Source organism: Methanofollis tationis, assembly GCF_013377755.1.
GTDB classification, from domain to species: Archaea; Halobacteriota; Methanomicrobia; order Methanomicrobiales; family Methanofollaceae; genus Methanofollis; species Methanofollis tationis.
Map to the genome: position 1 here is coordinate 1,882,572 of NZ_JABXWR010000001.1, position 14,799 is coordinate 1,897,370.

The 14,799-nt window shown below is 60.0% G+C and carries 18 protein-coding genes; 12 read left to right on the top strand and 6 right to left on the bottom strand.

What is annotated here, in order from left to right:
* Nucleotides 1-79: 79 nt before the first annotated feature.
* Nucleotides 80-331, top strand: coding sequence for a PRC-barrel domain-containing protein (locus HWN36_RS09805; protein ID WP_004039762.1), 252 nt, complete (start codon nucleotides 80-82; stop codon nucleotides 329-331).
* Here HWN36_RS09805 and HWN36_RS09810 read toward each other — a convergent pair.
* The 6 genes from HWN36_RS09810 to HWN36_RS09835 form a co-directional block, all read right to left on the bottom strand.
* Nucleotides 313-1,011, bottom strand: a complete 699-nt coding sequence (locus tag HWN36_RS09810; RefSeq protein WP_176789168.1) for a phosphoglycolate phosphatase — start codon at nucleotides 1,009-1,011, stop codon at nucleotides 313-315. The two genes, HWN36_RS09805 and HWN36_RS09810, sit on opposite strands and share 19 nt — an antisense overlap.
* Before the next feature lie 13 nt (nucleotides 1,012-1,024).
* Nucleotides 1,025-2,005 (bottom strand): DNA repair and recombination protein RadA, encoded by a 981-nt coding sequence (gene radA, locus HWN36_RS09815; protein WP_176789169.1) that lies wholly within the window; start codon nucleotides 2,003-2,005, stop codon nucleotides 1,025-1,027.
* A gap of 179 nt (nucleotides 2,006-2,184) precedes the next feature.
* Nucleotides 2,185-3,492 (bottom strand): OB-fold nucleic acid binding domain-containing protein, encoded by a 1,308-nt coding sequence (locus HWN36_RS09820; protein ID WP_176789170.1) that lies wholly within the window; start codon nucleotides 3,490-3,492, stop codon nucleotides 2,185-2,187.
* A 6-nt stretch (nucleotides 3,493-3,498) separates the two neighbouring features.
* Complete coding sequence (lysA, locus tag HWN36_RS09825) at nucleotides 3,499-4,791, bottom strand: diaminopimelate decarboxylase (protein WP_176789171.1); 1,293 nt, start codon at nucleotides 4,789-4,791, stop codon at nucleotides 3,499-3,501.
* Entirely contained in the window at nucleotides 4,788-5,936 is a 1,149-nt protein-coding gene (locus tag HWN36_RS09830) for an LL-diaminopimelate aminotransferase (protein WP_176789172.1), read from the bottom strand. The genes lysA and HWN36_RS09830 overlap by 4 nt, the downstream gene beginning before the upstream one ends.
* A gap of 103 nt (nucleotides 5,937-6,039) precedes the next feature.
* On the bottom strand, nucleotides 6,040-6,432 hold the full coding sequence (locus HWN36_RS09835) for a transcriptional regulator (RefSeq protein WP_176789173.1): 393 nt from the start codon (nucleotides 6,430-6,432) through the stop codon (nucleotides 6,040-6,042).
* Nucleotides 6,433-6,533: 101 nt separating this feature from the next.
* Here HWN36_RS09835 and fdhD point away from each other — a divergent pair, with 101 nt between their 5' ends.
* The 11 genes from fdhD (at nucleotide 6,534) to HWN36_RS09890 (ending at nucleotide 14,783) form a co-directional block, all read left to right on the top strand.
* Nucleotides 6,534-7,313 (top strand): formate dehydrogenase accessory sulfurtransferase FdhD, encoded by a 780-nt coding sequence (gene fdhD, locus HWN36_RS09840; RefSeq protein WP_246269896.1) that lies wholly within the window; start codon nucleotides 6,534-6,536, stop codon nucleotides 7,311-7,313.
* A complete protein-coding gene (locus tag HWN36_RS09845; protein WP_176789175.1) occupies nucleotides 7,294-7,755 on the top strand; it encodes a DUF1890 domain-containing protein in 462 nt (153 codons plus the stop codon). Before fdhD ends, HWN36_RS09845 begins: the two co-directional genes overlap by 20 nt.
* Entirely contained in the window at nucleotides 7,743-8,018 is a 276-nt protein-coding gene (locus tag HWN36_RS09850) for a DUF1894 domain-containing protein (protein WP_004039746.1), read from the top strand. Before HWN36_RS09845 ends, HWN36_RS09850 begins: the two co-directional genes overlap by 13 nt.
* Nucleotides 8,019-9,017: 999 nt before the next feature.
* Nucleotides 9,018-9,845, top strand: a complete 828-nt coding sequence (locus HWN36_RS09855; RefSeq protein ID WP_176789176.1) for a sulfite exporter TauE/SafE family protein — start codon at nucleotides 9,018-9,020, stop codon at nucleotides 9,843-9,845.
* Between the two features lie 37 nt (nucleotides 9,846-9,882).
* Nucleotides 9,883-10,371 carry a TspO/MBR family protein gene (locus tag HWN36_RS09860; protein ID WP_176789177.1) on the top strand — a complete coding sequence of 163 codons (489 nt, stop codon included), beginning with the start codon at nucleotides 9,883-9,885 and terminating at the stop codon, nucleotides 10,369-10,371.
* A 90-nt stretch (nucleotides 10,372-10,461) separates the two neighbouring features.
* On the top strand, nucleotides 10,462-11,658 hold the full coding sequence (locus HWN36_RS09865; protein WP_343044992.1) for an SLC13 family permease: 1,197 nt from the start codon (nucleotides 10,462-10,464) through the stop codon (nucleotides 11,656-11,658).
* 63 nt (nucleotides 11,659-11,721) lie between these two features.
* A complete protein-coding gene (gene rd, locus HWN36_RS09870) occupies nucleotides 11,722-11,883 on the top strand; it encodes a rubredoxin (RefSeq protein ID WP_176789179.1) in 162 nt (53 codons plus the stop codon).
* Between the two features lie 112 nt (nucleotides 11,884-11,995).
* Nucleotides 11,996-12,157 (top strand): rubredoxin, encoded by a 162-nt coding sequence (locus HWN36_RS09875; RefSeq protein ID WP_176789180.1) that lies wholly within the window; start codon nucleotides 11,996-11,998, stop codon nucleotides 12,155-12,157.
* A gap of 1 nt (nucleotide 12,158) precedes the next feature.
* The gene (locus HWN36_RS09880; RefSeq protein WP_176789181.1) at nucleotides 12,159-13,361 is read left to right on the top strand and encodes an FprA family A-type flavoprotein; all 1,203 of its coding nucleotides are present in this window, start codon (nucleotides 12,159-12,161) and stop codon (nucleotides 13,359-13,361) included.
* Nucleotides 13,358-13,738 carry a desulfoferrodoxin gene (locus HWN36_RS09885; RefSeq protein WP_176789182.1) on the top strand — a complete coding sequence of 127 codons (381 nt, stop codon included), beginning with the start codon at nucleotides 13,358-13,360 and terminating at the stop codon, nucleotides 13,736-13,738. Before HWN36_RS09880 ends, HWN36_RS09885 begins: the two co-directional genes overlap by 4 nt.
* 64 nt (nucleotides 13,739-13,802) lie before the next feature.
* A complete protein-coding gene (locus HWN36_RS09890; RefSeq protein ID WP_176789183.1) occupies nucleotides 13,803-14,783 on the top strand; it encodes a phosphoribulokinase in 981 nt (326 codons plus the stop codon).
* Nucleotides 14,784-14,799: the final 16 nt, after the last annotated feature.

The window sequence follows — 14,799 nt, forward strand, 5'->3', positions numbered from 1 at the left end:
ACCCGCTTTAAATTGGCGGGATACCAAATTCTCCTTCTTTTCAACAATTTTATATATCGAGGAAGCGCACTGAGTGACTATGAGTAAGATCTTCTCGCGGAGCCTTGCGCGCAAGCGGGTGATGAGCAATGACGGGATGATTATCGGCCAGATCAAGAACCTGATGGTCGACCTCGACACAGGAGAGGTGATCGACCTCCTTGTCAAACCGGAGGCCTCTTTTGACACGTCAGGTTATCGGATGGACGGCGACCAGATGCTGATCCCCTTCGAAGCGGTCAAGGATGCGCGCGACTATATCGTGGTCGATCGTTACCGCTCAAAAAAATAAGGCCGATATTTCTGGATAATTTCAACAAATCCGTTCCCATACTTATTTTTCGATACATAGTCTGCCGCATCGCGCATCTCTTCTGTGGCATTGCCCACCGCCGCCCCGATCCCGGCGCGCCTGATCATCTCGGTGTCGTTTCCTGAGTCGCCGACGGCAAGCATCTCGTCGGTCGAGATGCCCATCAGCGCAGCGAGATCGGAAAGGGCCGTCCCTTTCGAGACTCCCTCATATTGCAGATGGATGGCGAACCCGGTATCGATGACCCTGACCGGCATATCCGCGATCACCTCTGCCGTTTCGGCGGGGTCGACGCTCCGTGCAAAGGCCACATCGGCGAAGCGGTTCTCAGGGGAGTAGAGGGTGAGGCGCTCCCCCTTCGCGGCAAAATGCTCCTCGATCCGGTGATAGGCGTCCCAGCAGATCGGCTGGCGGCCGGTGATCTGGATCTGACCGTCAAACCTGAATCGGTAAACTCCGCCGTTCTCACAGATAACGGTGCCGTCGGTACCGATCATCTTGCAGAGGATGTCGAGGGAGCAGACGGTGTTGCCGCTGGCGATCACGACGGGGACGCCGGCGTCCACGAGGTCCCGTATCGCCTCGATGGCGGCGGTGGAGATCCGCCGCCTCTCGTCGGTCAATGTCCCGTCCAGATCTGTTACGATCGCCTTGAGCACCTGACCATCTCCCTCAGGGCTTGAGCCCGCTCATCTCAACCACGAACGCTGCCTCGCCGTCGGGCAGGTTCGGACTGTCGACGAGTTTTGCGATCCGGCGTCCGCCCTTGCTCTTGCGGAGGTACAGCCTGAACTTCGCCGCATGCCCGACGATATTGCCGCCGATAGGCTTTGTCGGGTCGCCGAAGAAGACGCCGGGGTTTGACTGGACCTGGTTTGTGACGAGGGCCACGGCATTGAACTCTTCTGCGATCTTTGCCAGGTCGTACATGTGCCGGTTCAACTTTTGCTGGCGCACCGAGAGCGTGCCCCGACCCGCATATTCGGCCCTGAAGTGGGCGGTGAGCGAGTCGACGATGATCAGTCTGACCGGGTGTTCGCTCTCCTTCATTTCTGTTGCAAGGTCACGGGCGCTTTCGAGGAGGAGCATCTGGTGGTCTGAGGTGTAGCCTTTCGCCACATGGATCCTTTCCAGGAATTCGGTGAACGGCGGGGCCTCGTAGCCGGGGATGTCGAGCCCTTCCACCATCTGTTCGATACGTTCGGGGCGGAAGGTGTTTTCGGTGTCAATATAGATACACGACCCGTTGAGACCGCCGAATTCTTCGGGGATCTGGCAGTTGACCGCCATCTGGTGCGAGATCTGGCTTTTACCCGAACCGAACTCGCCGTAGACCTCAGTGATGGATTTCGTCTCTATGCCGCCTCCCAGAAGTGCGTCGAACTCTGGAACGAGAGTATGGAGTTTTTTTACTTCTTTTCTGTCCTCAAGAACGGCAATGCCCGTTTTGAACCCGCCAATGTCGGCGATCTCCCGTGCCGCCTTGATGATCTTCTTGGCACTTGATTCTCCGATCTCGGCTGCTTCGGCAAGATCGGCTGGAGAGGCCGTGGCGATGCTCTCGACGGTGGCATATCCGGCTTCCCTGAGTTTTTCGGCAGTGGTCGGCCCAACGCCTGGGAGATCTTCGAGATCTAGTGAACCTGATGGCATATTTTTACCTCACTCCATGAATCTGTGGTCACACCCCGGTGGAAAGAGGTGCGGGGCCCAGAAATGCGACACGCGATTGTGGGCACCGGGCACAGATAGCATTTTCGCCATGGACATATCCATTCTTTCCGTGCGCGGGGTGAAAGTGTAATTCCGCGCGTTCCTCTCCCCTGCTGCGTTTAGAAACTGTTTTCAGCGTGTTCAAGGCGCTGGAGGAGCGCCTCCAGCCTCCACTCAAGGAACTCCCTGCTGATCTCAACGGTTTCAATGGTGTAGGGAGTGATCTGCGTGCCTGAACGCCTCCCTTCTAACCGCACTTCGGATCCCGGGAGGAGATCGCGGGCGAGGATAAAAGCCTCGGTGCCGTTGTCGATCGTCGGACCGAGGGCGGAGGGGACAATTGTCCCTTCGAAGGATATGTCGCTGCAGTCAGGCTGTGGGAGGACAAGATGGCTTCCCGCCCCGACCGAAACCTCGATCGCCCCCGAACGCCCCTCCTTTGCCAGGGCATGGTACACGGTGATCTCTTCGTCTGCCGCAAGCGCGGCGAGGGCGTGCTCCCCCCACAGCACAAGTCTGATTGTCCCTGAATCGTCGGCCATGTCGAGGTTTCTGACCCATGACCGCCCGCCGTCCCGTGTCGTAAAACCCCGTGGCCGTCCGGGATCGACGATTCTGCCTCTGAGCGATACGGTATCTCCAGCCTTCACCCCGGCGGCTGCGGCGAACCTGACCTCCACCGCCTCATCCGCCGGCGCCACCGTCCCCTTCTCGTCCAGGGAGAACTCGACGCCCCTGCCGCGCGAGGTGGTGCGGGCGCCGCCGATCCGCACGCTTGCCCCTGCACAATATCCCTGGAGCAGTGCGGGCTCCCAGCAGACGAGCCGCGCTGTCCCGGTGGCGTCGCCGACAAGGGCGGAGGTCCGCATTCCTTCGCTCCCGTCCCTGCGGGTGAAGCCCTTCGGCTCATCGATGGCAAGGATCCGTACTGTCAGATCGCCGGTGCCAACCGGATCGGCGCATCGCCGCTCCGTCTCCATCGGGCACTCGATGCTCACCCTGGATTTGCGCAGGGCAAGGGCCGAGAGGCTCGGGCCTCCACGCTGCGAGCGCCTCCCGATCACTTCGAGCACCTCGCCGACCTCGATCTCGGCCACGGCTTCGGCCTGATCGTCCCAGAGCACGACTTCGACCCTTCCGGTGGCATCGCCGAGGAGAAGGGAGGCCCGCCGCCCCTCCTCGCCGTCCTGTCGAGCAAAGGTGGTCGGTTCGCCGACTGAGAGCACCCTGCCGAAAAACGAGAGCAGTGTCGGGCCGGGCCCGAGATCCCTGACCTGGAGGTGCTGCCTCCCGCAGTCGCCGACGACCAGGAGGGCGGCGGCATCTTCGTCGAGCAGCCCCCCGGATCCGTCTATCCGTTCCTGGACGCGCCGCTCGAACTCATCGCGGCTGATGAGATCGTCGACGAGGGCATAGTGAAACTGCACGGCAGATCACGCGGTCCAGTCCGGCGTCTCCATCGTGGCGGTGACGTCGTCGAGGCGCTCAGCGCGGCGCATAATGGCATGTTTCCCGCCGCTCACCGCCACTTCGGCACAGCGCGGGCGGCTGTTGTACTGCGAGGACATCGCAAAACCGTACGCCCCGGCATCGAGGACAGCGATGGTGTCGCCTGCATGCGGGGCCGGGAGTTCCCGGTCCTGCGCCAGCAGGTCGCCGGTCTCGCAGATCGGGCCGGCCACCGTGTAGGTACCGTCGGCGGCTGCATCGGCCCGGTCTGCGACGACCACCTCATGGTAGGAGTCGTACATCGCCGGTCTCACCAGGAGGTTGAAGCCGGCGTCGACGTTGACAAAGGTTCGGTGGGCGCGCTTCACCGAGTTCACGCCGACGAGCAGGACAGACGAGTCCCCGACAAGCCAGCGGCCGGGCTCCACCCAGAGTGCCGGATCGATCCCGCACTCCCTGATCCCCTGCAGGAAGACCGGCATGACGGCGGTCGCATACTCCTCGGGCGTCGGGGCCGGATCGGTGTCGTGGTGGTACGGGATCCCGAGGCCGCCGCCAATATCGATGAACTCGAGGTTGACGCCGATGTCGGTGATCTCGCGGGCTACTCTGACCATCACCCCGGCGGCGCGGGCAAAGGGATCGACTTCCAGGATCTGCGAGCCGATGTGGCAGTGGATGCCGACCGGTTCGATATGCTCGGCGGCAAGGGCCTCGGCGTAGGCGGCGACGATCTCCTCTGCAGGGATGCCGAACTTGCTCGTCTTCAGGCCGGTGGCGATCTTCGGATGGGTCGGCACCTCGAGGGCCGGGTTCACCCGGAAGGCGATCGCGGCCGTCCTGCCTGCCTCTGCCGCTACGGCATTGAGCTGCCTGAGTTCTTCGATGGAGTCGACCGAGACACGCACCCCGGTTTCCACGGCGAGGGCAAGGTCTGCCGGGCTCTTCGAGCTCCCGTTAAAGAGCAGGCGTTCGGGCTTCATGCCGGCGCGCAGGGCGAGTTCGAGTTCTCCTGAGGAGAAGACGTCTGCTCCAGCCCCTTCAGCCGCAAGCGTCCTGATCACGGTCAGGTTCCCGTTTGCTTTCGCCGCAAAGAGCACCTGTGTCTCGGGGTAATACGCGGTGAGGGCGGCACGGAACCGCCTGAAGTTCCCGGCGATCCGGTCGAGGTCGGTGACGTACAGCGGCGTGCCGTAGGTCTCTGCAAGGGCGGTGCAGTCGTGGCCGCCGATGTGGAGGCGGCTGTTTTCGATGCTCAGGTGAGATGGGAGTTTCATCGGCGAAGCCTCCCGATCCGCTCGATCGCCTCTTCGATCCGCTCCACCGATCGGGTGACCGCAAACCTGACGTAGCCGTCGCCGCTCTCGCCGAACCCGACGCCTGGCGTCACGACGATCCCGGCCTCGTTCAGGAACTGCGTCGCCGTGGTCATGCAGTCTTCGACCGGCATCCAGACGTAGAAGGTTGCCTTCGGCGCCCTGACATCGTAGCCGAGTTCGGAAAGCCCTTTCACCAGGACGTCGCGCCGCTCCTGGTAGATGGCGCAGGCGTCGGCGACACACTGCTGCGGGCCGGTGAGGGCAGCGATCCCCGCCTCCTGAACTGCGTCGAAGACGCCCGAGTCCACGTTGGACTTTACGCGGCCAAGGCCGGAGAGGATCTCGGGATTGCCGACGGCCATCCCGATCCGCCATCCGGTCATGTTGTAGGTCTTCGAGAGCGAGTGCATCTCCACGCCGACCTCCTTTGCCCCGTCTGCCTGGAGGAACGAGGGAGCCCGGTATCCGTCGAAGGTGATCTCGGAGTAGGCGTTGTCGTGCACGACGACGAGGTCGTGCTCGCGTGCAAACTCCACAACCTCGTCGAAGAAGCGTTCGGGCGCAATCGCCGCCGTCGGGTTGTTCGGGTAGTTGAAGAAGAGGAGTTTCGCCCGTTCGAGCACCTCTGCCGGGATATCCTCGAGCACCGGGAGGAAGTTGTTCTCCTCAAGAAGGGGCATCAGGTGAACTTTTCCTTCGGCAAAGAGCGTTGAGGTTTTATAGACCGGGTATCCGGGATCGGGGACGAGGACATAGTCGCCCGGGTTTACAAACGCCTCCGGGATATGTGCGATGCCGTCCTTCGAGCCCATCAGGGCGACGACCTCTGATGCCGGGTCGAGGGGGACCGAGAAACGGTTGTCGTACCACGCCGCCACGGCGTCGCGGTAGGCGGCTATCCCCTCGTAGGCCGGATAGTGGTGGTTTTTCGGGTCTTTTACGGCCCTGATCATTGCCTCGACGATGTGGTCGGGTGTCGGCAGGTCCGGGTCCCCGACACCGAGATCGATAACGTCGACGCCCTCCCTCCTTTTCTGGCCTTTCAATGCGTCTATTCTGGCAAAAAGGTAGGGTGGCAGATTCTCCAGTCTCTGCGAGTACATCGCTCTAGGTATTGCAGGACAAGAATAAATTACGTTCGCACCCTGCCGGAAAAGAGGGATATTTCCTGTATTTGCAGGGCCGGAGGGCCCCGGGTCATCGCCGTCAGGTGGCGTGGTGCCTGCTCTCTGGCGGGGAGAGGTTGCAGACCAGATCTCTGATGCAGGGGTCGTCTTCTCCCTCGTTGAGAACTCCCAGAGATCGGACCTGCATGCAGATATCGCACATTCGTAGTCCCATGTGCTCGACATTATCGGCGATGAGATCGTCTGCGAGGTGCTGGATGGAGGTGATCACCTCGGTGCCCAGTTCGATCGTACATCCCCGTTTTTTTGAGGTATACTGGGAGACTGACGCCGGTGTAATCCCGAGCATCACCGATACTTTTTTCTGGGAGAGACCCTTTGCCGTCAGTTCCTGAACAAGGCACGCACGGATGCAGGGCAGAATGATCCAGACGCCGGTTTCGCAGGGGAGTTTCATGGTATCACAATCCATAAATTGAGAGAGTGCTGATTAACAATTGTTAATGCGAAATAATATAAGAGTTCGGAATGTGCCAAAGCCGCCATTGTGGCGCCGATGAGGAGGGGGACACCATGGATCTCTATACATACAGAGGTATTCAGGTAAAGGGGGGCGTGCCGCGCGAAATTGTGGACGAGGTCTGTATCGAGAGCAGGTTCCATCTTGTGGTCAACGGCGAGGAGATCACGGCGATGGTGGCATCGGCCGAGCAGCTCAGGGAACTCGGGGCAGGGTTTATCGTCTCTGAGGGTCTTGCAGACAGAGTAGAGAGTGTCGAGGCTGAAGGCAACGAAATTCGCGTCAGTGCCGGGGTGAAACCCGGCGGTGAACGGGTGCTTGAGACCTCGGGTGGGACGGCCTATCTGCGGCAGGTTCCGCGTCTCGGGGCCGGACCGCGGATCACCATCGACGATGTCTACCGGATGACCGCTGCCATCGAGTCTGAGGACTGGAGAAAGACCGGGGGTCTGCATTGCTCTGTCCTCTTCTATGATGGGTTTCTTGAGGCAAAGGCCTGTGATATCGGCAGACACAATACCGTTGACAAGGTGATCGGGCATGCCGTGCTTGCAGGGCTCGACCGCTCCCGCTGTGTGATCGGCTGTACCGGGCGGCAGCCGGCCGGCATGGTGGCCAAGGCCGCGAGTGCCGGCATCCCGGTGATCATCTCCAGGGCGGCCTCGACCGATCAGGGGATCAAAACGGCCGAAGAAGCCGGGATCACCCTGATCTGTTTCTCGCGCGGCGATCGGTTCACGGTTTATACCTGCCCTGAACGGGTGGAGGGGATCGCTCCCTTTGGTGAAGGAAAAATATGCGGTGATTCGGGATATGTCAGGGAAGGAAGATGAAGGGCTGATCGTCCTCGGGTGTCCTGAGGCGCCGGCACAGGTGAGTCTTGCGATCCACCTTGCGCACGCTCTTAAAACGGCGGGTAAAAAGCCGGTTATCACGGGAAACCCGTCTGCACGGGCGCTTGTGGCGATGGCCGACCCCGAAAGGCGGTATGTGGGCGAGATGATCGATCTGGACCGCTGCATTGAGGCGATGGCTGCAAATGAGCGGGACTTTGCTGTCTCGTTCGTGCTGGTCCATGTAGAGAGCGGCGTCAGTTTTGCCGGGACGATCAGCGCCATCTCCAGCGGGAAGGTGATCGCCGTGGTCTTCGGGAAAGATGCGGAGAGTCTCTCCGCGCTGATCGACTTCCCGTGCGAGAAGGTGACGGTCAGGACCGCCCATAAGGCCGGTCCGCTGAAGGCCGCGATTGCGGAGGTGACAGGATGGGGTGCGTAGAGGCGCTGAAGTATGAGGTGCTCCTGCGAAACTGCAGTTTCAGGGAGTACAGGGATTATATCCGAAAAAATTACCGCGAGTTTTACGATGTGATGCCCGGCTACAGGATCTTCGATCTCGCACTGATCGGGGTGCCGCCCATCCCCATCGGCGTCGATGGGGACTCTGTGATCTTCCCGTACACCAAGCCCTGCCACGGTACTTTTGTGTTAAAGGTTGAGGGAAAGGACGAGGTGTTGAGGTTGAGGTCGCAGAAGAAATGAAGGTGACTGTCAGGACCTGAGCGGGCGCTCACAGAGCAGATGAATCTGGCCTGAAGATGGAAAGAACGTGTTGATTGCACGGGCTGAAAGGCAGCTGGCATCAAAAAATGAAGTCAGGTGAGGTTGGGCAGAGGCAGGAATGGGTTGCGGTCCATGCCCCCCCAGAACGGACCGTATCCTTTTCCTGCCAGCAGGGCAGAGGGTGCCTGAAAAGATCCTCTTCCTGCTGAGATCGTGCGTCGCCGTGACGGGCGGCGCTGTGATGAACTCCGGCAACCAGCATGTTTGACCGTTCGCCAAGCCGTAGGGGCGCGAGTGTTCAACCATACGCGCTCCGTCCCGTTCATGGGATGGCATGGCAGGAACGGTGGCCTGTACTTCTCTTCGTACCTGTTAAGTGCCCCGTCATAGCTGTTGAATTGTGTCCCCCCATGTTCACAATTCATCTCCCCTCAGGGGCAATGCTCTCTATTACAGATTTAATATATAAATGTATTGTATATTCTGTGGGGTATATGGGTTCTGAATCCTAAAATCTTACTGATTCTTTTTAGCCCTTTCCACGGTTTCCGGGACATCCCATGCAGTTGAATCCATTTTTTCTCCGATGGAACTGGTTATTCTGTTTCCTGGTCCGGTGTGGTCGTTGGAGTGACAAAGAAATCTTTAAATATAGTGGCGGCTATAATAGCCAATTTAGGATAATGGATCTTTTCGGGGGCGACAATTCCATGTATTCTTTCAATTCCTGATTAATTTCTGTGAAACTTCTTTTTGTCCCTGAAATATCGGTGAATCCTCTATCCTGATGGCTGAAGATCTCCGGTCTGGCTGATTTTTTCTCCGGGGCTTAACGCGGTGTTCACGCTCTGAAGGCGTTTCCAGACATCGGACATCTTTTTTGATCTCCGCGCACGATCCTCTCTTCCGGTGCGGTTCTCAGACATACCCATCAGAAAACCTCTATCGTATGAAAGGATCAGATGATCCTGTGATTCTATGATCTGGACTGCCCTTCTTCTCACGCTGATCTTCACCGGGCTGCTTGTGGGGTTACTCTCCGGCCTTCTTGGCGTCGGCGGCGGATTTATTATGGTCCCGATCCTGCTGTGGCTCTTTGTGGCAATGGGCCTGCCCGAAGAGATCGCCCTGCGCCTCGCCCTCGGGACAAGCCTTGTTGCGATCATCCCGACGGCGCTCTCCGGCGCTCTTGCCCATCGCCAGCGCGGCTCTCTCGTCTGGCGGGCCGGCTATCTCCTCGGGATCTCGGCTGCGGCCGGTGGCGTCGCCGGTGCCGTTCTCGCCGTCTATCTCCCCGCGGAAATGGTCAAGATCTTCTTCGGTCTTGTCGTGCTCGCTGCAGGCCTCCGCGTCCTTCTCCCGCAGACGGACGCAGGAGAGGATGTCCCTGAGATTGAAGGCAGCCGGTACCTGCTCTGGGGCCTTCCGGTCGGCGTCGTCTCCGGGATGGCCGGCATCGGCGGCGGTGTCATCCTGATCCCGATCCTTACGGCGGTCCTGCGCTTCGGGATGCTCCGCGCCGTTGCCACCTCGACGGTGGTGATGATCTTCGCCGCCACCGCGGGAACCCTCTCGTATATGATCGCCGGCATCGGGGTTTCGGGACTGCCTCCCGGCACTGTCGGCTATGTGGGCCTTGTGCAGGCTGCGGTGATTGTTGCGGTCTCTATCCCGGCCGCTCGCTTCGGCGTTGCTACGGCCCACCGCCTGCCGCCGGCAGCCCTCAGGGCGGCGTTCGTGCTGCTCACCGGCTATATCGGCATCAGGATGCTCGGGATCTTCTCTCTTCCGGGTCTCCCCTTCTGAGACAAGAGGTTATATGCTTCCAGGTTTATTTCCCCCTATGGACTCGAGCAGATATCAGAACGCCGTGCGGCTGGTTGCGGCGATCATCCTCACCAATATGGCCGGCATCATCGGGTCGCTCTTCACCGCCCCGAATATCCCGGGCTGGTATGCGGGGCTCGTCAAACCCCCGCTCACCCCTCCTTCGTGGGTCTTTGCCCCGGTCTGGACCGCGCTCTTTGTGCTGATGGGTGTCTCTCTGTTTCTCCTGTGGCGGGAGGGGACGGACAGACCGCCGGTCAGGGCGGCGCTTGCAGTCTTCGGGCTGCAACTCGTGCTCAACCTCCTCTGGTCGGCGCTCTTCTTCGGGCTTCAGTCCCCGCTCCTCGGCCTGATCGAGATCCTCGTCCTCTGGCTTGCCATCGTTGCGACGATCATCCTTGCATACCGGGTCTCTCGGCCGGCCGCATATCTTCTGGTCCCCTATCTGGTCTGGGTGAGTTTCGCCACATACCTCACCTGGGCGATCTGGACCCTCAACCCCTGACCCGATTTTTCCGGAACAGAGAAATAGGACCGGGGGCCACCTCCCTTCACGCACATCTCGCTCCTCATCCTCCTGGCGGTCGTCCTTCTCATCGCCTTCCGGCAGACCGCAGGGCTTCGTATCGCCATCTGGCAGATCATGCTCCTCGGGGCCGTCGGGATGCTGATCACCGGCGAGGTCGCTCCGGTGGACGCCCTCCGCTCCATCGACGTCGGGATCATGGTCTTTCTCTTCTGTATGTTCGTCGTCGGGGCGGCGCTTGAGGAGAGCGGGCTTCTCGTCCGGATGAGCGGCGCCGTACTCGGGCGGTTCGGAACCGGGCCCCGTTTCATCCTCATCCTCGTCTTTGCCGCGGGTATCGGGTCTGCAATCCTGATGAACGACACCCTTGCCGTTATCGGGACGCCTCTTGTCCTTGGCTATGCCCGCATGACTGGCGCCAGCCCGAAAGTGCTTCTTCTCGCCCTTGCATTCTCGGTCACCACCGGCAGCGTTGCAAGCCCGATCGGAAATCCGCAGAACCTCCTGGTCGCCACCGCGGGCGGGTTTTCCGACCCGGTCGTGACGTTTTTTATCGCTCTTGCACCGCCGACCGCAATTGCCCTCCTCCTTGTATGCTTTTTTCTCCTCCTGATCGACCCTGCACTCCTGCACCTGCGTATCGACCGGACGATCTCTGAGGTGAGCGTTGCCGATCCCGGCCTCTCGCGCCTCGCATGCCTTTCTCTCATCGTCATCGCCGTCCTCATCGCCGCAACCGTTTTACTCTCTCTTTGCGGCGGGACTGGTATCCCTCTGCCCGCGATTGCGATGGTCGCCGCCTTCCCTCTTGTCCTCTTCTCCAGCCGCCGTCTCGACCTGCTCAGGCAGGTGGACTGGCCGACCCTCATCTTTTTTGCCGCAATGTTCGTCGTCATGGAGGGTGTGAGGGAGAGCGGCGCTGTTGCCGGAATCTTCCAGGATCTCGGACCGGCGGCGGTCGGTATCCCGGCGATCATCACGCTCGGGATCGTCCTCAGCCAGTTCGTTTCCAACGTCCCCTTTGTTGCCCTTGCCCTTCCGATTCTCGTCGATGCCGGCGTCGGGGAGGCCGGGATGCTCGCCCTTGCGGCCGGGAGCACGATCGCGGGAAACCTCACCGTTATCGGGGCGGCGAGCAATGTGATCATCATCCAGGGGGCCGAACGCCGCGGGGTCCACCTGGGATTTTTTGCGTTCATGAAGGTCGGTCTGCCGCTCACCCTGATGCAGGCGGCGGTCTATATCGCATGGTTGGCCCTGTTGTAATGTTTCGTGGCCTCTTTCGGTAAAAATATAAAATATTAAACGCCAGAAGAGTTCAGGTGCATCATGGATCGGTATCAGTGCATGGTATGCGGCTACATCTACGACCCGGAAAAAGGAGATCCCGATGCCGGGATCGCTCCGGGAACAGCGTTTGACGATCTCCCGGATGACTGGTCCTGCCCGGTCTGCGGGGCGGCGAAGAGTAATTTTGCACGGATGGGCTGAACAGATGGGGGCGGGTGTATGGGGGGCATCACCTCTTTATCTCCTCATACTGGATTTCTGACTTCTGCACGAAGACTTAATACCTGAAAAAGATGACTGAGGGGATGATACCATGGAGAAATTCAAGTGCATGATCTGCGGTCATGTGTATGACCCGGCAAAAGGAGAGCCGAAACAGGGTCTCAAAGCAGGTATCGATTTTGCCGACCTCCCGGCTGACTGGGTCTGCCCGGTCTGCGGGGCGGCAAAGGAGAAGTTTAAAGGGGTGGTGTGAAATGGCTGTCCGTACCATCTCCCCCGACGTCTATTCGATCGGGGCGATTGACTGGAACCTCCGCCTCTTCGATGCCCTGATCGGTACCCCGGAGGGGACGAGTTACAACGCTTTTGTGGTGAAGGGAACCGGGAAAACGGCGCTGATCGATACCGTGGACCCGGCGTTCGAAGAATCTCTCCTGAAGAATCTGATGAGGATAGGGATCTCCTCGCTCGACTACATCGTCATCAACCATGCCGAGCAGGACCATGCGGGCTCTCTCCCCCTGCTCCTGGATATGTTCCCGGGGGCGACGGTGGTCGCCGATGAAAAATGCCGGGACCTCCTCGGCCGTCTTCTCGACGTGCCTGAAGACCGCGTCACCGTTGTGAAGGACGGCGACACGATCGATCTCGGAGGAAAGACGCTTGAGTTCATCGTCGCCCCATGGGTCCACTGGCCTGAGACGATGATGACCTATCTGAAGGAAGACGGTATCCTCTTCTCCTGCGATCTCTTTGGATCCCATCTTGCGACGAGCGAACTCTTTGTCAGGGACTTCACAAAGGTCGAGCGCATGGCGAAACGCTATTTCGCCGAGATCATGATGCCGTTCCGTTCAAGCGTTCTGGCGGCGATGCAGAAGGTGGCGGAGCGGGATGTCAGGATCATCGCCCCGAGCCACGGCCCCCTGTACGACGACCCCTCGCTTATTCTTGACGTCTATGCGGAATGGACCTCGGATACGGTGAAAAACCTGGTCCTCCTCCCCTACGTCTCGATGCACGGGAGCACGGCGAAGATGGTCTCGTACCTCACCGACGCCCTGATCGAGCGGGGGATCGAGGTGCAGCCCTACGACCTTTCAAAGTCCGACCTCGGGGATATCGCCATGACCACGCTCGATGCGGCGACGATCGTCATCGCCACGCCGACCGTGCTCTTCGGCCCACACCCGGTGGCGCTCAACGCCGCCTACATCCTCTCCGCCCTCCGGCCGAAGACGAAGTTCATCTCTGTCATCGGATCCTTTGGCTGGGGCGGCAAGACCGTCCAGACCCTCGTTGATACGCTCTCACACCTCAGTGCCGAGGTGATCGATCCGGTCTACATCAGGGGCTACCCGACGGGTGAGGACCTTGCAGCGCTCAACGTTCTTGCCGACACAATTCTTAAGAAGCATGAGGGACTACTGACCCGATCACAGGAGGGATCTGGATGACCGAACTGCTTGAAGTCTACAAATGTGAGAAATGCGGGAATGTCGTGAAGATTGCGCATGCCGGAGACGGTGAGCTCGTCTGTTGCGGCGCTCCGATGGTCAGGATGGAGGAGAAGACCGCAGACGTCGGAAAGGAGAAGCACGTGCCCGTGCTGGAGAAGGTCGAGGGCGGCGTTAAGGTGAAGGTCGGCGATGTGCCGCATCCGATGGAGGAGAAGCACTACATCGAGTGGATCGAAGTGAGGAAGGGGCGCAAACTCTATGTGCATAAACTCAACCCCGGCGACGCACCCGAGGCCGTCTTCCCGATCGATGACGTCAATGCCAAAGCCCGGATCTACTGCAATATCCATGGGCTCTGGACAAACCGAAAATAACCTTTTTTTCTGCCCGTCCCTCTCCGGTAACCTTTAACTCCTCCGGCACCGCACCCCCAGACTGATGGACACACCTGTCTTCAGGGACCTGATCTCCCGGTCCGATGCGGTCTTTGTGATCGGTGTCGCAGGAGATAGTGGATCGGGCAAAACAACCTTTACCCGAGCAATACGGGAGATCGTCGGCGCCGACCTCGTCGCCACCATCACCCTCGACGACTATCACCGCTACGATCGAAAAGAGCGGAAAGACCTGAGGATCACCCCGCTCGTCCCCGAGGCGAATAACCTCGACCTGCTTGCCGATCATATACGCGCCCTGAAAGGCGGCAATGCGGTTATGAAGCCGGTGTACAACCATTCGGACGGGACGTTCGACCCCCCGGTCCTGTTCAGGCCGGCGCGGGTACTCATCCTCGAGGGGCTGCACACGCTCTTTACCCCAGAACTCCGCTCCCTCCTGGACTTCTCACTCTTTGTGGACCCCGACCCTGCTGTCAAGACCCTCTGGAAGATACGGCGGGACATGCAACGGCGCGGCTACAGCCGTGCCGAGGTGATGGCGGAGATGGAGGAGAGAAAACCCGATTATGAGCGGTATATCGCCCCGCAGCGTGCGTATGCCGATGTGGTGATCCAGATCGCGTGCTCGGGCTACGGCGAGGAGGCGAGCCAGGAGCAAAACGTCTACCGGGTCACCATCCTCCAGAAAAAACTTCTGCAACAGATGGTGGAGATCGGCCTCTCCCTCGATCTCGGCGAGATCTTCAGGCTCTGCGAACGCCCATTCCTGCTGAAGTTCGGGTTATCGTCCCTTGACGGGAGGGGACTGAGTGCTCTCGTTCTTGACGGAGAACTGGCCGCTTCGGCGATCCGGCGACTTGCCCGCACCATCGGCCGTGAGACGAGATCCGAGGCGGTGCACCTCTTCGCCGACCGGCAGTATGTGACCGCGGGGGAGATCGCCGAGTTGATCCTCGCCTGGCGGATCCTCAACCGCTGGCATGTGCTGGAGGCGGCGAGGTCGGCGCACGCAAAAGGATAAGAACTCAGCAGCCTTA